This is a genomic window from Pseudomonas sp. LBUM1669 (genome assembly GCF_059695705.1).
In genome coordinates this window covers 1,599,779-1,619,983 of the sequence record NZ_CP166784.1, presented here as the reverse complement: position 1 = coordinate 1,619,983, position 20,205 = coordinate 1,599,779, and the positions used below count along the sequence as shown (strand labels likewise).

Genomic DNA, 20,205 nt, shown 5'->3' with positions numbered 1-20,205 from the left:
GTCCGCTCTGATGCCTTCGCGAGCAAGCCCGCTCCCACAGGATTTAGGTGATCCTGTGGGAGCGGGCTTGCTCGCGAAGAGGCCCTCAGCCTCACTGAAAAAATCAGGGTTATCCGTTAAAGCAACGGCGCCACCACCGCCTCCTTCCTCGGCCAGGCATCCAGCACAGCTTTAAATAGCGTCGCCAGCGGAATCGCAAAGAACACCCCCCAGAACCCCCACAACCCGCCAAACAACAGCACCGCACAGATAATCGCCACCGGATGCAAATTCACCGCCTCCGAAAACAGCAGCGGCACCAGCACATTCCCGTCCAGCGTCTGGATAATCCCGTAGACCGCCATCAGGTAAATGAACTGATCGCTCCAGCCCCATTGGAACAGCGCAATCAGCATGACCGGCACCGTCACCACCACTGCGCCGACGTAAGGCACCACCACCGACACCCCCACCAGCAACGCCAGCAGCGCTGCGTAGTTGAGCCCCAGCACGACAAAACCGATGTAGGTCACACCGCCACAAATGAAAATCTCAATGACCTTGCCGCGAATGTAGTTGGCAATCTGCCGGTTCATTTCATGGGCTACACGGGTGATCAATGCCCGTTCACGCGGCAGGTAGCCGCGCACCCACTGGCCGATCATTTCCCGGTCCTTGAGGAAGAAGAACACCAGGATCGGTACCAGTACGAGGTAGATCATGATGTTCACCAGCAACGGCAGGCTCGACAGCGAGAACGTCAGCGCCCACTGGCCAAACTTGCCGATCTCGCCCCGCGCCACCTCGATGGCCTGCAGCACCTGCTCGTCCGATACCAGATGCGGATAGCGTTCGGGCAGCAGCAACAGCAGCGACTGCCACTTGGCGAGCATGCCGGGTAGTTCATTGAACAGCGTGATCAACTGATGCCAGAGCAACGGCACCACGACAATAATGAACACCAGCAAAACGCCCATGAACAAGGCGAAGACCAGCCCTACCGCCACCCCACCGGGCATGCGCAGGCGTTCGAGGGTGACAACCAGGCCTTGCATCAGATACGCCAGCACCATCCCGGCCAGCACCGGCGCAAGCATGCCGCCCAACGTGAGCACGGCGGTAAAGGCCAGAAACAGCAGCACGGCCAGCACCACGGCTTCTTCATCGGAAAAGTAGCGCTGAATCCAGTCGCGTAACACCTTGAACATCAAAAATCCTTAGAAATGAACGCAGCAGGTTTCAGGCTTTTTTCAACCAGTAGCGGTAAACACCCGCCTCATCTTCTTCGCGAAGCAGCACATGACCGGCCAATCGGGCAAAGGTGCGGAAGTCGCGCTGGGAACCCGCATCGGTGGCGATGACCTTGAGCACCGCGCCACTGGCCAGTCGATTCAGCTCCAGCTTGGCCTTGAGCAACGGCAAGGGGCAATTCAGGCCACTGGCGTCCAGTTCGGCGTCATGGGCTACAGCGTCGGTCATTACATCGCTCCGGGTCAGGTGGTAGTGCTGCCTAGAATATCTGGTCCCAAGCCAAGTGTCCGGCTACAGTAAGGTCTTTGTCGACTAAGGCTTTGTGCATGACTTTTTTGCGCCCTACCCTGCTGACGCTCGCTTGCCTGCTCGCCTCACCGGGCTTCGCCGACGACCTGCCGTCACTCGGCGACGCCAGTTCTGCCATTGTCTCGCCGCAACAGGAATACCAACTGGGCCGTGCGTGGCTGGCACTGTTGCGCAGCCAGGTCTCGCAGCTCAACGATCCGCAGCTCAAGGATTACGTCGAATCCAGCGTTTACCGCCTGGTGGAAACCAGCCAGGTCAATGACCGGCGCCTGGAGTTCATCCTGATCAACAGCCCGCAGCTCAACGCCTTTGCGGCGCCGGGTGGGATTGTCGGGGTCAACGGCGGTCTGTTCCTCAATGCGCAGACTGAGGGCGAATACGCTTCAGTACTGGCGCACGAATTGGCTCACTTGTCGCAACGCCACTTTGCCCGAGGCGTTGAAGCCCAACAGCGCATGCAAGTGCCGATGATGGCAGCTCTGCTGGCCGGTATCGTCATTGCAGCTGCCGGTGCCGGTGACGCCGGGATTGCGGCGATTGCGGGCACTCAGGCGGCGGCGATTCAGGAACAACGACGTTTCTCGCGCCAGAACGAACAGGAAGCCGACCGCATCGGTATCCTCAATCTGGAAAAGGCCGGTTACGACCCGCGGTCAATGCCGACCATGTTCGAGCGGTTGATGCGTCAATACCGCTTCGACGCCAAGCCGCCAGAATTCCTGCTGACTCACCCAGTGACCGAATCGCGGATCGCCGACACACGCAACCGCGCCGAACAGGCCAAAGCGGGCGGCGTCGAAGACACCATGCGGTATCAGCTGATTCGTGCACGCGTTCAGCTGGTCTATGAAGAAACCCCAGGCTTGGGCGCCAAGCGCTTCCGCGCGCAGCTCGACGAGAACCCGAAAAACGACGTCGCCCGTTATGGCCTGGCAATCGCCCAGATCAAGGGTGGCCAGTTGAATGAAGCTCGCGAGAACCTCAAGCTGCTGCTGGCCAAATCACCGAACGAGATCATCTACAACCTGGCGCAGGTCGATCTCGATATCACCAACAATCGTCTGCCCGATGCTCAAACACGGGTTGACCGGATGCTGACTCAGTACCCTGGCAACTATCCGTTGAACCAGGTGCGTGTCGATCTGTTGCTGAAACAAAACCGCGCCGCCGATGCTGAAAAGGCGCTCGAAGGCCTGCTCAAGTCGCGCCCGGACGATCCGGACGTGTGGTATCAGGTGGCCGAGACTCGCGGCCTGTCGGGCAACATCATCGGCCTGCATCAGGCTCGCGCGGAGTACTTCGCCCTGGTTGGCGACTATCGCCAGGCCATTCAGCAACTGGACTTTGCCAAGCGCAAGGCCGGCGCCAACTTCCCGTTGTCGTCGCGTATCGACGCCCGGCAACGTGAGTTGATGGAGCAGGAACGTATGGTCAAGGACATGATGGGCTGACCTGCTTCAGGAACATAAAACGCAGACACAAAAAAACCGCCTCTTTCGAGGCGGTTTTTCATTCAACCGACAACCGGTTTATTCAGCCAGTTTGAAGGTGATGAAGCTGGCACGACCTTGACGCAGAACCCGCATGGACACCGAACGATTCTTCGGCAGTGCCTTGGCGATTTCAGCGAACTCCTTGCTATCGTTGATTGCCTGGTTGTTCAGGTGAGTGATCACATCATTTGGCTGCAAGCCGATGAGCGATGCAGGACCGTCCTGAACCTCCTTGATCACCACACCACCTTTGAGGTCGTAGGTTTTCTTCTGCTCAGCGGTCAGATCAGCGACAGCAACACCCAGTCGATTGCTGTTGGTTTCAACGCCTGACTTGAGTTTCGAGCCCAGCTCTTTACCTTCGTCAGGGATCGCACCAACCGTCAGCTCGACATTCTTGCGCTTGCCGTCGCGAATCACTTCAAGATTGGCCTTCGCGCCTTCTTTCAGAGCGCCCACCAGGTGCGGCAGATCGGCTGACATGACGATCGGTTGACCGTTCATGCTCAAGATCACGTCGCCGACTTGCAGATCACCCTTGGCAGCCGGGCCATCTTCCTGGATCTGGGCTACCAGCGCACCGGCCGGCTTCTCAAGACCGAACGACTCGGCCAGATCCTTGTTCACTTCCTGGATCACGACACCCAACCAGCCACGGCTGACTTTGCCGCCACTTTTCAGCTGATTGGATACGTCCATTGCCACATCGATAGGGATCGCGAACGACACGCCCATGAAGCCGCCAGAACGGGTGTAGATCTGTGAATTGATCCCGACCACTTCACCGGCCAGGTTGAACAGTGGACCACCTGAGTTACCCGGGTTGATGGGTACGTCGGTCTGGATGAACGGCACATAGTTTTCGTTCGGCAGGCTACGACCGACAGCGCTGACGATGCCCTGGGTCACGGTGTGGTCGAAGCCGAACGGCGAGCCGATCGCTACGACCCATTGGCCGGCCTTCAGGTTCTGGGATTTACCGAGTTTCAGGACTGGCAGATCCTTGCCTTCGATTTTCAGCAGCGCCACGTCGGAACGTGGGTCGGTGCCTATCAGCTTGGCTTTCAACTCACTGCGGTCGGAGAGACGAACGAGAATTTCGTCGGCATCGGCGATCACGTGGTTGTTGGTCAGGATGTAGCCGTCAGGCGAGATGATAAAGCCCGAGCCCAGGGACTGCGCTTCACGCTGGCGATCACCGCGAGGCGAGCGCGGTTGCGGCATGCCCCGCTCGAAAAACTCGCGCAGCGCTGGCGGCAAGCCTTCAAGGTCGGGCATCTGGTCGGACACCCTGCGGTCCGGCAACTTTTGCGTGGTGCTGATGTTCACCACCGCGGGCGAGGCCTGCTCGACCAGCTGGGTGAAGTCAGGCAATTCGACTGCTTGAGCAGTGACCGCCTGACCGAGCACCAGCACGGTGGCAAAAATGGAAAGATAAGACTTCAAGCGTGGTATCGACATACGGCTCCCGTTACAACGAGCATGGTTAAGCGATATGGAGCAAGGAACACCGGGAAAGATACGCCGGTATTTTTGTTCCGGGAACAACAAAACAAGGCCAGAGCCGTGAGGTTCTGACCTATAGAAAAATTCAGGTTTTTTTGCAAATTGAAATGCTCACCAAACATTTCGATATCAGCTCACTACTTGGTTGCAGTGGCATCGGAGCGCATGGACAGCGCAATCCGTTCAGCAGTACCTATCGGAATCTCACCGACCACGGTCACCATCATCTCGCCTTGAGGGGTCGTCAAGCGTCGAGAAACAGCAACGGTTGGGCCTAACTGGGTGCGGGTATCGGTAACGGTGGCACCGTTCAACGGTTCAAGGAATACCGAAAACCGCGCCAGACCATCGTCGTACATCAGACTGTTGACCTGGGTTTTGGTCTCTGGATCTTTGCGGGCGCTGCTGCTGGTCAACTCGAAACCGGGCGGGAGCCAGTCCGAATGCCAGACCTGGGCGGCCTTGACGGCGGAAGCCTTGTCACTGTCTAGGGTGACAACCTTGCAATCCTCGCCTGCCTGCAAGTCGCGGTCAGACGGCACATTGTCGGTATCCAGTTGGGTAAACTGGAAGCGTTCCAGCAACTGCCCTTTGTCATTCAGTAGCAATGACTTCAACGGCAAGCCGGTTTCCTTATCAAGGTGAAGCTCAAAACCGTAGCGATGCTGATCACGTGGTTTCAAAGAAACAATCACTGCCGCACGCCCAGCCACACGCGACTTGCCAATGACGGCAAGCTCGTACCAATTCTTCAGCTTTTGTGGATCGAGTGCACGAGCAGCGGAGCTGGGAGAGTCCCCAAGCCCTGCTATCAGGGTGCCGCTGACGCATTGAGTATGCCCATCAATGCGCACGACTTCCTGTGCTGAGCCGTCGAGCTGGAGTAAACGCTCACGGACCTTGCCATCCTGGACACGATGCCAGATGTTATGGGTAGAAAAACTACCGTTACGCTCGTAAACGAAAGTACCGTTAAAGCTTTGCTGTTGCTCTGCCTGACCAAGACGGGTCAACCAGTCCTGGGCTTCATCGGCGTGGGCTGGAACAATGAACCAGCCACTGAGCAGAAGCGAAAGTAGAGGTATGGCGCGCATGATCCTCCTTAACGGTTTTCCAGGCTTGCTGCACGAGCGTAAGGCAGAGCGCTCTCAGTACCTTTCAGTGCAGCCTGTTGAGCATGTTGGCGCAAGTAGCCTGGCAGACGCTGATCGTGCCAGCCTGGTTGACCTTGCAATACGCCGTTGGCCATAGGACCAGTGGCTTCCGAACTCTCATTGTAGCCTGCTAATACAGCTGGACCCTTGACCTGAGGAACGGCCAGACCCGGTTGACTGGATTGCTGAGCCAATTCGACACCCGCGATCTCGTCTTGGTTGTACAGACGCACACCGGCCAGCACGGCTACGGTCACCGAAGCAGCAACAGCCAATCGACCCAGGCTGCGCCATGGACCACGGGAGGCTTTTGCCGGTACGGCTTCGTCGGCCAAAGCAGCAGAAACTGCCGCGGCGATGTCCAGACGTGGAAGCAGAAGATCCTTGTGCATAACTGCCCGAGCGATTTGATAACGAGCCCAGGTTTCACGGGTTTCAACATCGTCAAAGGCATTTAATACCCGACGCAATTCCAGTTCGTCCGCTTCGTTATCCATCACTGCGGACAGCGATTCCTGCAGGGCTTCACGACTCATGGCGTTCCTCTCTTGGCTATCGCCGCTGTCTCAGTTTTCCTGCAACAACGGCTGCAGGGCTTTATCGATGGCCTCCCGAGCGCGGAAAATCCGGGAGCGCACGGTACCCACCGGACATTGCATGACCGCCGCAATGTCCTCGTAACTCAGACCATCGAATTCACGTAAAGTTAAAGCTGTACGCAAATCTTCTGGCAGTTGCTGAATGGTTCGATGGACGGTGCCTTCGATCTCATCCCGCAGCAATGCACGCTCTGGCGACTCGAGATCCTTGAGGCCATGATCGCCATCGTAGAACTCTGCATCTTCAGAACTGACATCGCTATCCGGCGGCCGACGGCCGCGTGAAACCAGATAATTCTTCGCCGTGTTGATGGCGATGCGGTAAAGCCACGTATAAAACGCGCTATCTCCGCGAAAGTTTCCAAGTGCGCGGTAGGCCTTGATAAAGGCTTCCTGTGCCACATCCTGGGCTTCATGGGTGTCGTGCACGAAACGCACGATCAACCCGAGAATTTTGTGCTGGTATTTCAGCACTAGCAGATCGAAAGCTCGCTTGTCGCCGCGTTGAACGCGCTCGACGAGCTGCTGATCCTCTTCCTGGGTTAGCATGAACACTCCTCGATAAGCTCGGAGGAGGCTTGCATAACTAAACGACCAGACTTGCAAACATAGACTCGGGCTTTTCGCAAAAGTTCTCCCCCTCCAAGCAAGTTTCCTGCGGGCTCTGATTTGGCACGCACGAAAAGCGCAGCTCGGCATGACCCGGCTGCGCGAATAATCTTGTCATCGGACTCACTGACCAGGACCAAACCACAAGCCCCGCCCTGAAACCGACACTGTCCTTCTTTTCAGGCACCGTCTATTGATCTTGGGCCTTTGGCAAAAGTTCCAAATATTTATAGCCGGGCGAAAGCGACATCATGCAACCCTGAACAGAAAAAGACTGTTAAATCGTTGATACAGTCGCCTTGCCGCAGAACCGCCCGAAAAACCATCCGACGAAGCGTCAGGTATTTTCTGTCACGGTAGTTTCACAATGCCATATGCGCTCGGGTATTGTGCCGCTCCCCCCCTCTATATACTAGTGGGCTGTGTGGCTGCCTTGACTCGCCGTTCCAGGAGTCTTGCGCCAACCCCGACCCGGGTCGCTTTGAGCGGAATCCTGAAATGAGCCAACAGTTTCAACACGATGTTCTGGTCATTGGCAGCGGCGCTGCCGGTTTGAGCCTTGCGCTGACCTTGCCCGGTCATTTGCGCATCGCCGTACTGAGCAAAGGCGACCTCGCCAACGGCTCGACTTTCTGGGCCCAGGGCGGCGTCGCAGCCGTTCTGGATGACACCGATACTGTCGAATCCCACGTCGATGACACCCTCAATGCCGGCGGTGGCCTTTGCCACGAAGACGCCGTGCGCTTTACCGTCGAGCACAGTAAAGAAGCCATCCAGTGGCTGATCGACCAAGGTGTACCGTTTACCCGCGATGAACAATCCGGCACTGAAGACGGTGGATTCGAGTTTCACCTGACCCGCGAAGGCGGTCACAGCCATCGGCGCATCATTCATGCGGCCGATGCCACAGGCGCGGCGATTTTCAGAACCCTGCTCGCCCAAGCCAAACTCAGACCGAATATCGAACTGCTGGAGCAGCGAGTCGCCATTGACCTGATCACCGAAAAACGCCTGGGCCTGGAAGGTGATCGCTGCCTCGGCGCCTACGTCCTCAATCGTGGCACTGGTGAAGTCGACACCTACGGCGCACGATTCGTAATCCTGGCATCCGGCGGCGCAGCCAAGGTCTACCTCTATACCAGCAACCCCGACGGAGCCTGCGGAGATGGCATCGCCATGGCGTGGCGTTCGGGCTGCCGAGTGGCAAACCTGGAGTTCAACCAGTTCCACCCGACCTGCCTTTACCACCCGCAAGCCAAGAGTTTCCTGATCACTGAAGCCCTGCGCGGCGAAGGGGCACACCTGAAGCTGCCCAACGGCGAACGTTTCATGCAGCGTTTCGACCCGCGTGCCGAACTCGCGCCCCGGGACATCGTCGCCCGCGCCATCGACCATGAGATGAAGCGCCTGGGTGTCGACTGCGTCTATCTGGACATCAGCCACAAGCCCGAAGCGTTCATCAAGACTCACTTCCCGACGGTGTATGAACGCTGCCTCGAGTTTTCCATCGACATCACCAAGCAACCGATTCCCGTGGTTCCCGCGGCGCACTACACCTGCGGCGGCGTAATGGTCGATCAGAATGGTCGCACTGACGTGCCGGGGCTGTATGCCATTGGCGAAACCAGTTTCACCGGCCTGCACGGCGCCAACCGCATGGCCAGCAACTCGCTGCTGGAGTGTTTCGTCTACGCCCGTTCGGCGGCGGCGGACATTCTGAAACAGCTGCCGCAGGTTTCGATTCCGATCACCCTGCCCGTCTGGGATGCCAGCCAGGTCACTGACTCCGACGAAGACGTGATCATTGCGCACAACTGGGATGAACTGCGGCGATTCATGTGGGACTACGTGGGCATCGTGCGCACCAACAAGCGCTTGCAACGCGCGCAGCATCGCGTGCGGCTGTTGCTGGACGAGATTGACGAGTTCTACAGCAACTATAAGGTCAGTCGGGATTTGATCGAGTTGCGCAACCTGGCCCAAGTGGCGGAGCTGATGATCCGGTCAGCCATGGAGCGCAAGGAGAGTCGTGGCCTGCATTACACCCTCGACTACCCGGACATGCTGCCGGTCGCGCTGGACACTATTCTGGTGCCGCCCACCTACGCCGACTGAATGTGAGCCTGACCCGCAGGCGTCGGTGCACATCCGCCGCCTGCGAGTCCCGGGGAACGCAGATCGATCTGACCCGCCGCTCCTCTCGCAGTCGAAAACGCAGGACCACCATCATCGGCAACGCCAGACTGTCCGGTCGTAGTTGCACGGGCTGCCAGCCTGAGCCCTGATTCCACAACTGCCAGCCATCGGCATCGCGACGCAAGCCGCGAAATGCCTGTGGATGTGTCAGCAAAATCTGACGCGGCAGCAGCCAGACGCCATGAACCACACACAGCGTCATGCCGAGCAAACTGGCCCAGAGCGGTATGGAAAGAAGAAACAACGAACCCAGCGCGAACAGCTGGGCCACAAGATACGCCGCCAGCAACTGCCGCGAGGCATGCCAGCGGCATTCGAACGCATTACTTGGGCTGGACACGATCCAGGATCATGCGGACCATGCGCTGAAGCTCCGGATCTTCTGATTCGGCGCGTTCCATGAACCAGCCGAACATGTCCTGATCTTCGCATTCGAGCAGCTTGCGGTAGCAATCGCGGTCGACGTCGTTGAGATGCGGGTAGACCTCCTTAACGAACGGCACCAGCAATACGTCAAGCTCGAGCATGCCGCGGCGGCTGTGCCAGTAGAGGCGATTCAGTTCAACATCTTCGACCATGGAGCGCTCCTCAAATAGGCGGCAAGTATACAGGCCCAAGCCCGGTCGAACACTCGGCTTTGGTCGGGCGCCATCGATCCTTTGCGAACTACCCATTTCGAGAGCGCCCCCTTATGATGTCCCCCAGATTCTTTACCCTGCGATGACCCATGGCCGATTCTGCTTTTTTCTGCACCCTGTCCCATGAAAGCGTTCTTGCAGTCCGCGGCGCGGACGCCAGCAAATTCCTGCAAGGCCAATTGACCTGCAACCTCAATTACCTGAGCGATACCCAGGCCAGTCTTGGCGCCCGCTGCACGCAGAAAGGCCGGATGCAATCGAGCTTTCGCATTGTGCTGGAAGGTGACGGCGTGCTGATGGCGATGGCCACCGAACTGCTCGAGCCACAATTGGCGGACCTGAAAAAGTACGCCGTGTTCTCCAAGTCCAAACTGACCGATGAAAGCGCCGCCTGGGTCCGCTTCGGCCTCGATCATGGCGATGCCGCACTGAGCAGCCTGGGTCTTGAGCTGCCGGCAGACACCGACAGCGTCGTGCGTCTTGAAGGTCTGATCGCCATTCGCGTCTCGCCGGACCGCGCGGAACTGTGGGTCGCTGCCAATCAGGCCGACGTCACCAAGGGCAAGCTCTCCGCCCTGTTGACCGAAGGCACTCTGAATCAATGGCTGCTGGGCCAGATCCGCGCAGGGATCGGCCAGGTCATGCCGAGCACCCGCGAGCTGTTCATCCCGCAGATGCTCAATCTGCAAGCCGTCGGTGGAGTGAGCTTCAAAAAGGGTTGCTACACCGGCCAGGAAATCGTCGCGCGCATGCAGTACCTGGGCAAACTCAAGCGTCGCTTGTATCGCCTGACACTGGATGCCAGCGAATTGCCCGAACCCGGCACGCAACTGTTTTCCCCGTCCCATGGCAGTTCTATCGGCGAAGTGGTGCTGGCCGCCAGCGCCGGGCAAAACATTGAACTCCTGGCCGTGCTGCAAGCCGAAGCAGCAGAAGGTGGCGATATTCACCTGGGGGCCCTCGAAGGGCCGGCCCTGCACCTGCTCGACCTGCCTTATCAACTGGATCGCGATCGCGAAATCCAGCGTTAACCGCAGCACTTGTTGCAACACCCTAGAGAAAAGAAATGAGCGATCTGGCGGATAAGGTCCAACAGGATTTGGTTGAGGCCATCGATAACGATGACCTGGTTCTGCCAACGTTACCGGAAGTGGCCCTGCAGATTCGCAAGGCCGCTGAAGACCCGGAAGTCAGTGTCAGCGCCCTGAGTAAAGTGATCGGCCGTGATACGGCGTTGTCGGCGCGCCTGATCAAAGTGGTCAATAGCCCGCTGCTGCGCGCGACTCAGGAAGTGACTGACCTGCACACGGCGATCACCCGGCTGGGCGTCAACTACAGCAGTAATCTGGCGATCGGCCTGGTGATGGAGCAGATTTTCCACGCCCGCTCTGAAGTGGTGGCGCAGAAAATGCGCGATGTCTGGCGTAAAAGCCTGGAAATCGCCGGGGTCAGCTATGCGCTGTGCCGCAGTTACACGCAACTCAAGCCTGATCAGGCAGCCCTTGGCGGACTGGTGCATCAGATTGGCGTACTGCCGATCCTGACCTACGCCGAAGACCATTATGAGTTGCTGTCTGACCCGGTCAGCCTCAACCATGTCATCGATCGCATTCATCCCTTGATCGGCGACAAGCTGCTCAGGGTCTGGGAATTTCCGGAAATGCTGGTGCAGTTGCCGGGGTTGTACCTGGATTTCACACGCCAGTCCGAGCGGGTCGATTATGTCGATTTGGTTCAGGTGGCCAGCCTGTATTGCCACAAGGACACCGATCACCCGCTGGCCCGTATCGATGCGTTCAGCGTGCCGGCGTTCAAGAAACTGGGGATCGACCCGGAGAATGAGGCGATGTGCCGGGATCTGGAAGAATCGCGGTCGATGTTTTATTGATCATTGTGGCGAGGGGGCTTGTCGGATTGCCACAGGTAATGTGTTTCACTCCCCCGCAATAAAACTCACCCGCACTTTCAACCCCGCCGACTCGCCATCGTGCAGGCTGATCTGCGCCAGGTGCGCGCGACAAATCTCACCGACAATCGCCAACCCCAGCCCGGACCCTGCCACTTGCTGGTTGCGCCGATAAAAGCGCTCGAACACCCGATCCCGCTCATCAAAGGGAATCCCCGGCCCGTCGTCCTCGACCTCCAGGACCGCCGGCGCCGTGACCCGCAGAATCACATTGCCCCCCGACGGCGTGTGAGCGAGGGCGTTATCCACCAGATTACTCAGCAGCTCATTCAACAGCGTCGGCTCGCCACGCAGCCACACCGGTTCGTCCGCTTCCAGCGCCAAGGCGACGCCGCGGGCATGGGCCAACGGCGCCATGGCCATGCCCAGCTCGCGCGCCAACTGACTCAAGTCCAACAACTGCGCACCGCCCTCGGCAATCGCCCGGGCCCCGTTCTCTACCCGCGCCAGCGAAAGCAATTGATTGGCCAGGTGGGTCAGGCGATCCGTGCCTTGAGCAGCGGTTTCCAGGGTGCTGCGCCAGGTTTGCGGTTCGTTTGAACGCAGGCCCAGCTCAAGTCGCGCTTTGAGCGCCGCCAACGGCGTGCGCAGTTCATGGGCGGCATCGGCGATAAACTGCGCCTGCCGCTCGAACTGCCCGCGCAGTCGCTCGGTAAAGTGATTGAGCGCGCGCACCAGCGGCCACAATTCATGCTGCACTTCCACCAGTGGCAATGGCCGCAAATCATCCGGCTGACGCTCTTCCACCGCCGTGCGCAAGCGCTCCAGCGGACGCAGCGCCGCGCTGACCGTAAACCACACCATCAGCAACGCTCCGATGGCCAACATGCCCAAACGCAGCAACGTGTCCGCCGCCAGACTGCGAGCCATCGCGACCCGAGCCTCGTCGGTTTCTGCCACACGGATTTCCGCCATGCCATTCATGTTCGGCTCGCTCACCGGCTTGAGCAGGCTCACCACGCGCACATTCTGCCCACGGTATTGGGCGTTATAGAAGCGTGCCAGTGCCGGATAGTCATCGGTACGTGGCGTTCCCGGGGGCGGCGGCGGGAGGTTTTCGTAACCGGAAATCAGCTTCTGATTGATGTCGTTGACCAGGTAAAAAATCCGCCCGGCGCTGTCGTAGGCGAACGTATCGAGGGCCACGTAAGGCACGTCGGCGCTGAGGCTGCCATCGCGCTGGGACACGCCGGCGGCGATGGTCCGCGCCGACGCCAGCAGGGTCCGGTCATAAGCCGTATCAGCGGCTTCGCGACCATTCCAGTACGCGCTCAAACCGCTGGCCAGCATCAACACCACCAACAACAGCGCGAGGTTCCACAACAACCGCCAGCGCAGGCTGCTGGGCTTATGCATCGCGGCTTTCCAGCAAATAGCCGAGGCCGCGGAAGGTCACGATGGCGACCGGTTGGCCGTCGAGCTTCTTGCGCAAGCGGTGGACATAGATTTCGATGGCATCCGGGCTGGCTTCTTCATCGAGGCCAAACACCTGAGCGGCCAGTTGCTCTTTGCTCATCACCCGACCGGGTCGGGCGATCAATGCTTCGAGGACCGCCTGCTCGCGAGAGGTCAGGGTCAGCAATTCCTCACCGAGGGTGAAGCGCCGAGTATCCAGGTCATAGGCCAACACGCCGCAGCGCTGCTGACGTTCACCGCCCAACACGCTGCGCCGCAACAAGGCTTTGACCCGCGCTTCGAGTTCGGTCAGTTCGAAAGGTTTGGCCAGGTAATCGTCGGCGCCAAGGTTGAGCCCGTGCACCCGATCCTTGACGTCGCTGCGCGCGGTCAGCATCAGCACCGGCAGGTTTTTGCCCCGGGCCCGCAGGCGCGCCAGCACTTCGAAACCATCCATGCGCGGCAGGCCGACATCGAGGATCGCCATGGCGTACTCCTCGCTGCTCAAGGCCAGGTCGGCCGCCACGCCGTCGTGCAGCACGTCCACGGTCAGCCCGGTGCTCTTGAGCGCCTGGGCGACGCTTTCGGCGAGCTGCAGATGGTCTTCGACGAGCAGAACACGCATGGATTTTTACCTCATTCAGGGATGGTCGACGCCATTCTTTGGCGCGGAGTTTACAGTCGCATTCGCCGCTGTGAAGCCTGAAAACTGTGAAAGCCAACTGAAAGGTTAGTGAAAGGTTGGCCCGTTAGAGTCGACCCACGGATGGTTTCGACTGCGGACCACCCGATCGTGCTTTGAAATGTAGCTCCCGAAAAATGCCTTGATGCATTTTCGCCAATAAGAACAATAACGAGGTACTGCACCATGCTGGCCAGACAGCTTCAGGTTTGCCCGTCCCACCCGTTTTTTCAATCCCCTTCGTTCACGCTTGTCAGCGCCCCTACCGGCTGCACGACGCGAAATCGCCGCACCTGAAACATCCCCAAAAACAAAAACTCCCGTGGAGACAAAAATGAATCAATCACTGCGCCGTTTCGCCCTCGCCGCCAGCTGCATGCTGTTCGCCGGCCAATTGATGGCCGAACCAAAACGCCCGGAATGCATTGCCCCAGCCTCGCCAGGCGGCGGTTTCGACCTGACCTGCAAACTGGCGCAAAGCGCGCTGGTGAACGAAAAACTGCTGACCAAGCCAATGCGCGTGACCTACATGCCCGGCGGTGTCGGCGCGGTGGCGTACAACGCGGTGGTTGCTCAACGTCCGGCCGATGCCGGCACCTTGGTGGCGTGGTCCAGCGGTTCGCTGCTGAACCTGGCCCAGGGCAAGTTCGGTCGCTTCGATGAAACCAATGTTCGCTGGCTCGCGGCCGTAGGCACCAGCTATGGCGCCATCGCGGTAAAAAGCGATTCGCCTTACAAGACCCTCGACGATCTCGTTCAAGCACTGAAGAAAGATCCAAGCAAAGTGGTGATCGGTTCCGGCGGCACCGTTGGCAGCCAGGACTGGATGCAAACGGCACTGATCGCCAAGGCCGCCGGGATCAACCCGCGCGACCTGCGTTACGTCGCCCTTGAAGGCGGCGGTGAAATCGCCACCGCCCTGCTCGGCGGCCATATCCAGGTCGGCAGCACCGACATCTCCGACTCCATGCCGCACATCCAGAGCGGTGACATGCGCTTGCTCGCCGTGTTCTCCGAGAAGCGTCTGGACGAGCCGGAAATGAAAGACATCCCGACCGCCAAAGAGCAAGGCTACGACATCGTCTGGCCAGTGGTTCGCGGTTTCTACCTCGGGCCAAAGGTCAGCGACGAAGACTACGCCTGGTGGAAAGAGGCCTTCGACAAACTGCTGGCGTCCGAAGACTTCGCCAAGCTGCGCGATCAGCGTGAGCTCTTCCCGTTCGCCATGACCGGCCCGGAGCTGGACACCTACGTGAAGAAGCAGGTTGCCGACTACAAAGTGCTGGCCAAAGAGTTCGGCCTGATCCAGTGATCGCCTCTGTCTAGCGGCTGCGGCCCTCGATTTGCGGGGCCGTGGCACAGGAGTTTCCCATGCTCTTACAACGCATTTTTGCTTCGGTGCTGTTGCTGGCCTGTATTGGCCTGGCGCTGATGGCCTGGCCGTACCAGGCGGCTTTTTCCTACGAACCGGTGGGGCCACGCGCCTTTCCATTGTTGATGCTCGGCCTGATGGGTCTTGGCTTGCTGTACATGGTGTTTCGCCCGACTCCGATCATCCACAGCGAAGACGACCCAAAACTGGACCGTGAAACGCTGATCAAGATCGGTATCTGTGTGGTGCTGTTGCTGGTGTTCGCCGGCACCTTCGAACCCCTTGGTTTCATCGTCGCCAGCATCCTGATCGGCGTCCCCATGGCTCGCCTGTATGGCGGCCGCTGGCTACCGAGCGCGGTGATCATCAGCCTGATGGCCATTGGTCTTTACCTGCTGTTCGACAAGTTGATGGACGTGCCACTGCCCTTGGGCGTACTCGACGTTCTGGAGAACTGATATGGATACTCTTGGCTATTTGGGTCAGGGCTTCGGCGTCGCGCTGACCCCGTACAACCTGGTGACCGCGCTCTGCGGCACACTGATCGGTACCGTTGTCGGCCTGTTACCCGGCCTGGGCCCGATCAATGGCGTGGCGTTGTTGATCCCGATCGCGTTCGCCCTCGGCCTGCCACCGGAGTCGGCCCTGATCCTGTTGGCGGCGGTCTATCTGGGCTGCGAATACGGCGGCCGGATCAGCTCGATCCTGCTGAACATCCCGGGCGAAGCTTCCACCGTCATGACCACGCTTGACGGCTACCCGATGGCCCGCAAAGGCCTGGCCGGTGTAGCGCTGTCGCTGTCGGCGTGGAGCTCGTTCATCGGTGCGTTCATCGCGACTTGCGGCATGGTGCTGTTCGCCCCGCTGCTGGCGAAATGGGCGATTGCCTTCGGACCCGCGGAATACTTCGTGCTGATGGTGTTTGCGGTTGTCTGTCTCGGCGGCATGGCCGGCGACCGACCACTTAAGACGTTTATCGCCGCGCTGATCGGTTTGTTTCTATCGACCGTCGGGATCGATGCCAACAGCGGCGTGTATCGTTTCACCGGGGATAACATCCATTTGACGGACGGCATTCAGTTCGTTGTGCTGGTACTGGGCTTGTTCTCCATCAGTGAAATCCTTCTGCTGCTGGAAAAAACTCATCGTGGCCAGGAAGCGGTAAAAGCCACCGGGCGCATGATGTTCAACTTCAAGGAAGCCTCGGCGGTGTTCGCGGTGAACATCCGTTGCGGCCTTCTGGGCTTCATCATGGGCGTGTTGCCGGGTGCGGGCGCGACCCTCGCCAGCGCCGTGGCCTACATGACCGAAAAACGCATCGCCGGCGCCAAAGGCACGTTCGGCCAGGGTGACATGCGCGGCCTCGCTGCGCCGGAAACCGCCATCGGTGGCGCGGCCTGCGGCGCGCTGGTGCCCATGCTGACTCTCGGCGTTCCAGGTTCGGGGACCACAGCGGTGATGATCGGCGCGCTGTCGCTGTATAACATCACCCCCGGCCCGCTGTTGTTCCAGCAACAACCTGACATCGTCTGGGGCCTGATCGCCTCGTTGTTCGTCGCCAACGTCATGCTGGTGATCCTCAACATCCCAATGATCCGAATCTTCACCCGCATCCTCGCCGTGCCGAACTGGGCGCTGGTGCCGGTGATCGCGATCATTACCGGGATCGGCGTCTACGCGGTACACGCCACCACCTTCGACCTGTTTCTGATGATCGGCATCGGTATCTTCGGTTACATCCTGCGCAAGCTGGACTTCCCGTTGTCGCCGGTATTGCTGGGCTTCATCCTAGGCGGTTTGATGGAGCAGAACCTGCGTCGCGCCCTGTCGATCTCCAACGGTGCGCTGGAGATCCTCTGGTCCAGTCCGATCACCTTCGGCTGCTGGGTGCTGACCGCGATCATGCTGCTGATGCCGATCCTGCGGATCTGGCGCAAACGTTCGGTCGCCCGGCGCGCAATCGCCGATGTCTGATCGAACACCCTTCAAAGCCTGGTGGGGTACGCCGCTGGTCGGTGCGCTGGGCGGTTACCTCGCCAGTTTGGTCGGCTGGCCGCTGCCGTGGATGGTCGGCTCGTTGCTGGCGATCATCCTGGTGCGCTGCCTGACACCCTGGCAGTTGGCGGAAATCCCTGGCGGGCGCAAGTGCGGCCAGTGGGTCGTCGGTATCGGTATCGGCCTGCACTTCACCCCAGTGGTGATGGAGCAGGTGTTGAGTCACTTCGGTCTGATCTTCTTCGGTGCGTTGATCACCAGCCTGTCCGCCGTCGTCGGGGTCTGGCTGATGCGGCGCACCGGGGAGGATCGCGCCACCGCGTTCTTTTCCAGCATGCCGGGCGGCTCCGGGGAGATGGTCAACCTCGGCGCGCGCAACGGTGCGGTACTCAGTCGCGTGGCGGCGGGGCAAAGTTTGCGGGTGTTGGTGGTGGTGCTGTGTGTGCCGGCGGCCTTCAAGTATTTGTTGGGTTACGGTGCACCGGTCCTGCATCCAACCGTCGTCAATTGGTGGCTGTTGGCCCTGCTGTTCCCTGCGGGCGCTTTGGCGGCCTGGATTTGGGAACATCTTCGTCAACCCAATCCATGGCTGTTCGGGCCGTTGCTGGTGAGTGCAGCGGTGAGCATTGGTTGGGATTTGCACATCGGTTTGCCCAATGGCGGCAGTCAGATCGGCCAATGGCTGATCGGCAGCGGGTTGGGCTGTCACTTCAATCGGCAGTTTTTCCGTCGGGCACCTTCATTCATGGGCCGGACTTTGATCGGGACGGTGCTGACCATGTTGATCGCCACGGCGGCGGCACTGGGATTGAGTGCGCTGACCCATCTGGACCTGCGTTCGCTGACGTTGGGCATGATGCCCGGCGGCATTGCAGAGATGAGCCTGACGGCAGAGACACTGCAATTGTCCGTGCCGCTGGTGACGGCGATGCAGGTGATGCGGTTGTTGTTTGTGCTGTTTCTGGCGGAGCCGTTGTTCAGGTATTGGAATCGGGTGCCTGAGTCAGACTGAGGACCGAGTCGCCTTCTTCGCGGGCAAGCCTCGCTCCTACAAATTCGCGCAGGACCTGTAGGAGCGAGGCTTGCCCGCGAAGCTTTTAGACTGGCGGCAACCGCCACTCGATCGGCGTTTCGCCATTCTGCTCAAGAAACTTGTTGGTCCGGCTGAAATGCCCGCATCCCAGAAAACCGCGATAGGCGGACAGCGGTGATGGGTGCACCGACGTCAGCACCAGGTGCTTGGTGGCATCGATGAGTTTCTGCTTGCTCTGTGCATGCGCGCCCCACAGCATGAACACCAGATGCGGTTGCTGCTGGCTGACCACTTCAATGATCCGATCCGTGAAAAACTGCCAGCCCTTGTCCTTGTGCGCATTGGCGTTGGCGCGCTCGACCGTCATGGTGGTATTGAGCATCAACACGCCCTGCTCGGCCCAGCTCTGCAGGTAGCCGTGATTGGGGATGTCGATGTTCAGGTCGCGTTTCAACTCTTTATAGATGTTCACCAGCGACGGCGGCGCCGGTACGCCCGGTTGCACCGAGAAGCACAACCCGTGGGCCTGTCCCGGCCCGTGATACGGGTCCTGGCCAAGGATGACGACCTTGACCTTGTCCAGCGGCGTGGAGTTAAGTGCGTTGAAAATCATCGGCCCCGGAGGATAGATTTCCTTGCCCGCCGCGCGCTCCTGTTGCAGGAAGTTGCGCAACTCTTCCATGTAGGGCTGGTCGAATTCGGCACGTAGCGCCTCCTTCCAGCTTGGTTCGAGTTTGATACGGTCGTCAGCAGTCATGGTTACATCCGGCAAAAACAATGGGGCGAACCCTAGGAAAGCCCACCACGCTTGTCAATTGATCTGACGCAGATCCGGCACTTTCCTGTACAGCGATCATACTGAACGCTCAATTTCCCGATCGAGGTCACGATGAATCTGCACTTCGAAGAACTCACCGGCACCGACGGCGCGCGCATCGGCATTGCCAGCCTGGATGCCGAAAAATCGCTCAACGCCCTCTCCCTGCCCATGATCAACGCCCTGCGCGATCAGATGGACGCCTGGGCCAAAGATCCGCAAATCGTCTGCGTTTTGCTGCGCGGTAACGGCGCCAAGGCCTTCTGCGCCGGCGGCGAAGTGCGCAGCCTGGTCGAAGCCTGTCGCGCTCATCCGGGGGAAGTACCGCCCTTGGCCGCACATTTCTTTGCAGCGGAATATCGCCTGGACTTCAATCTGCACACGTACCCCAAACCGCTGATCTGCTGGGGCCATGGTTATGTGCTGGGCGGTGGCATGGGGCTGCTGCAAGGGGCAAGCATCCGGATTGTCACGCCGAGCAGCCGCCTGGCAATGCCGGAAATCAGTATCGGTCTGTACCCGGACGTTGGCGCCAGTTGGTTCCTGTCACGCCTGCCTGGCAAGCTCGGGTTGTTCCTGGGGCTGACCGGTGCACACATGAACGGTCGTGATGCGATCGACCTGGACCTGGCCGACCGTTTCCTGCTCGATGAGCAGCAAGAAGAGCTGATCGAAGGCTTGCTGCAATTGAATTGGCAGGAACAGACGCCAATGCAGCTCAACAGTCTGCTCAAGGCCTTGCAGCAGGAAGCCGTCGCGCAAATGCCCGAAGCGCAATGGCTGCCTCGACGCCAGCAGATCGATGAGCTACTGGATGTCAGCGATGTGCGCTGCGCCTGGAAAGCCATCAGCCCTCTGCGTGACCATACGGACCTGCTGTTAAGTCGAGCGGCGAAGACCATGACCGAAGGTTCGCCCCTGACCGCTCATCTGGTGTGGGAACAGATCGCCCGCGCCCGGCACATGTCGCTGGCCGAGGTCTTTCAGATGGAATACACGATGAGCCTCAACTGCTGCCGTCATCCGGAGTTCAGCGAGGGGGTTCGGGCGCGGTTGATCGACAAGGATCAGAAACCTCATTGGCATTGGCCTGACATCAATAATGTGCCGGATGCGGTGGTGGAAGCACACTTCCACAAGGTCTGGGAAGGCCGGCATCCGTTGGCCGATCTGTCGGAATACTAAAAAAATGTGGGAGCGGGCTTGCTCGC

General features: G+C 59.4%; 20 protein-coding genes. 9 read left to right on the top strand and 11 right to left on the bottom strand.

Annotated elements, in window-relative coordinates:
* Positions 1-116: 116 nt before the first annotated feature.
* Positions 117-1,187 (bottom strand): AI-2E family transporter, encoded by a 1,071-nt coding sequence (locus ACA051_RS07445; RefSeq protein ID WP_497308930.1) that lies wholly within the window; start codon positions 1,185-1,187, stop codon positions 117-119.
* 31 nt (positions 1,188-1,218) lie between these two features.
* Positions 1,219-1,458: a sulfurtransferase TusA family protein gene (locus tag ACA051_RS07440; RefSeq protein WP_497308928.1), complete on the bottom strand. Its 240-nt coding sequence runs from the start codon at positions 1,456-1,458 to the stop codon at positions 1,219-1,221.
* 98 nt (positions 1,459-1,556) lie between these two features.
* Here ACA051_RS07440 and ACA051_RS07435 point away from each other — a divergent pair, with 98 nt between their 5' ends.
* Positions 1,557-2,990 carry a M48 family metalloprotease gene (locus ACA051_RS07435; RefSeq protein ID WP_497374165.1) on the top strand — a complete coding sequence of 478 codons (1,434 nt, stop codon included), beginning with the start codon at positions 1,557-1,559 and terminating at the stop codon, positions 2,988-2,990.
* Between the two features lie 78 nt (positions 2,991-3,068).
* Here the strand turns inward: ACA051_RS07435 and ACA051_RS07430 are convergent, their stop codons facing one another.
* The 4 genes from ACA051_RS07430 to rpoE all read right to left on the bottom strand — a co-directional run bounded on the left by ACA051_RS07430 (position 3,069) and on the right by rpoE (position 6,840).
* A complete protein-coding gene (locus tag ACA051_RS07430; RefSeq protein ID WP_497310553.1) occupies positions 3,069-4,487 on the bottom strand; it encodes a DegQ family serine endoprotease in 1,419 nt (472 codons plus the stop codon).
* Positions 4,488-4,675: 188 nt separating this feature from the next.
* A complete protein-coding gene (locus ACA051_RS07425) occupies positions 4,676-5,632 on the bottom strand; it encodes a MucB/RseB C-terminal domain-containing protein (protein ID WP_497374163.1) in 957 nt (318 codons plus the stop codon).
* Positions 5,633-5,640: 8 nt separating this feature from the next.
* Positions 5,641-6,228, bottom strand: coding sequence for a sigma-E factor negative regulatory protein (locus ACA051_RS07420; protein ID WP_077749615.1), 588 nt, complete (start codon positions 6,226-6,228; stop codon positions 5,641-5,643).
* A 30-nt stretch (positions 6,229-6,258) separates the two neighbouring features.
* The gene (rpoE, locus tag ACA051_RS07415) at positions 6,259-6,840 is read right to left on the bottom strand and encodes an RNA polymerase sigma factor RpoE/AlgU (RefSeq protein WP_007944079.1); all 582 of its coding nucleotides are present in this window, start codon (positions 6,838-6,840) and stop codon (positions 6,259-6,261) included.
* A gap of 558 nt (positions 6,841-7,398) precedes the next feature.
* On the opposite strand from rpoE, the gene nadB reads away from it, so the two are divergent.
* Positions 7,399-9,015: an L-aspartate oxidase gene (gene nadB, locus ACA051_RS07410; protein ID WP_497308924.1), complete on the top strand. Its 1,617-nt coding sequence runs from the start codon at positions 7,399-7,401 to the stop codon at positions 9,013-9,015.
* On the opposite strand, the gene ACA051_RS07405 is transcribed toward nadB, so the two are convergent.
* Together ACA051_RS07405 and ACA051_RS07400 are read right to left on the bottom strand one after the other, a co-directional pair.
* Positions 8,984-9,436, bottom strand: coding sequence for a protein YgfX (locus tag ACA051_RS07405; protein ID WP_497308922.1), 453 nt, complete (start codon positions 9,434-9,436; stop codon positions 8,984-8,986). The two genes, nadB and ACA051_RS07405, sit on opposite strands and share 32 nt — an antisense overlap.
* Complete coding sequence (locus tag ACA051_RS07400) at positions 9,420-9,674, bottom strand: FAD assembly factor SdhE (RefSeq protein WP_007944081.1); 255 nt, start codon at positions 9,672-9,674, stop codon at positions 9,420-9,422. The genes ACA051_RS07405 and ACA051_RS07400 overlap by 17 nt, the downstream gene beginning before the upstream one ends.
* Before the next feature lie 149 nt (positions 9,675-9,823).
* On the opposite strand from ACA051_RS07400, the gene ygfZ reads away from it, so the two are divergent.
* Positions 9,824-10,765: a CAF17-like 4Fe-4S cluster assembly/insertion protein YgfZ gene (ygfZ, locus tag ACA051_RS07395; RefSeq protein ID WP_497374161.1), complete on the top strand. Its 942-nt coding sequence runs from the start codon at positions 9,824-9,826 to the stop codon at positions 10,763-10,765.
* A 35-nt stretch (positions 10,766-10,800) separates the two neighbouring features.
* Positions 10,801-11,622, top strand: a complete 822-nt coding sequence (locus tag ACA051_RS07390; RefSeq protein WP_497308918.1) for an HDOD domain-containing protein — start codon at positions 10,801-10,803, stop codon at positions 11,620-11,622.
* Positions 11,623-11,667: 45 nt separating this feature from the next.
* On the opposite strand, the gene ACA051_RS07385 is transcribed toward ACA051_RS07390, so the two are convergent.
* Positions 11,668-13,056: a sensor histidine kinase gene (locus tag ACA051_RS07385; RefSeq protein ID WP_497308916.1), complete on the bottom strand. Its 1,389-nt coding sequence runs from the start codon at positions 13,054-13,056 to the stop codon at positions 11,668-11,670.
* Entirely contained in the window at positions 13,049-13,720 is a 672-nt protein-coding gene (locus tag ACA051_RS07380; protein WP_007941432.1) for a response regulator, read from the bottom strand. Before ACA051_RS07380 ends, ACA051_RS07385 begins: the two co-directional genes overlap by 8 nt.
* 391 nt (positions 13,721-14,111) lie before the next feature.
* Here ACA051_RS07380 and ACA051_RS07375 point away from each other — a divergent pair, with 391 nt between their 5' ends.
* Genes ACA051_RS07375 through ACA051_RS07360 form a run of 4 tightly spaced genes read left to right on the top strand, consistent with a single transcriptional unit; the run spans position 14,112 to position 18,156 of the window.
* Positions 14,112-15,089, top strand: a complete 978-nt coding sequence (locus ACA051_RS07375) for a Bug family tripartite tricarboxylate transporter substrate binding protein (RefSeq protein WP_497308914.1) — start codon at positions 14,112-14,114, stop codon at positions 15,087-15,089.
* A 59-nt stretch (positions 15,090-15,148) separates the two neighbouring features.
* The gene (locus tag ACA051_RS07370; RefSeq protein WP_497374159.1) at positions 15,149-15,607 is read left to right on the top strand and encodes a tripartite tricarboxylate transporter TctB family protein; all 459 of its coding nucleotides are present in this window, start codon (positions 15,149-15,151) and stop codon (positions 15,605-15,607) included.
* 1 nt (position 15,608) lies between these two features.
* Positions 15,609-17,123, top strand: coding sequence for a tripartite tricarboxylate transporter permease (locus ACA051_RS07365; protein ID WP_497374157.1), 1,515 nt, complete (start codon positions 15,609-15,611; stop codon positions 17,121-17,123).
* The gene (locus ACA051_RS07360; protein WP_497308908.1) at positions 17,116-18,156 is read left to right on the top strand and encodes an AbrB family transcriptional regulator; all 1,041 of its coding nucleotides are present in this window, start codon (positions 17,116-17,118) and stop codon (positions 18,154-18,156) included. Before ACA051_RS07365 ends, ACA051_RS07360 begins: the two co-directional genes overlap by 8 nt.
* An 85-nt stretch (positions 18,157-18,241) precedes the next feature.
* Here ACA051_RS07360 and ung read toward each other — a convergent pair whose 3' ends face one another.
* The gene (ung, locus tag ACA051_RS07355; protein WP_497308906.1) at positions 18,242-18,934 is read right to left on the bottom strand and encodes a uracil-DNA glycosylase; all 693 of its coding nucleotides are present in this window, start codon (positions 18,932-18,934) and stop codon (positions 18,242-18,244) included.
* Between the two features lie 132 nt (positions 18,935-19,066).
* On the opposite strand from ung, the gene dspII reads away from it, so the two are divergent.
* The gene (dspII, locus tag ACA051_RS07350; protein WP_497308904.1) at positions 19,067-20,179 is read left to right on the top strand and encodes an enoyl-CoA hydratase/isomerase DspII; all 1,113 of its coding nucleotides are present in this window, start codon (positions 19,067-19,069) and stop codon (positions 20,177-20,179) included.
* The last annotated feature ends 26 nt before the right edge of the window (positions 20,180-20,205 follow it).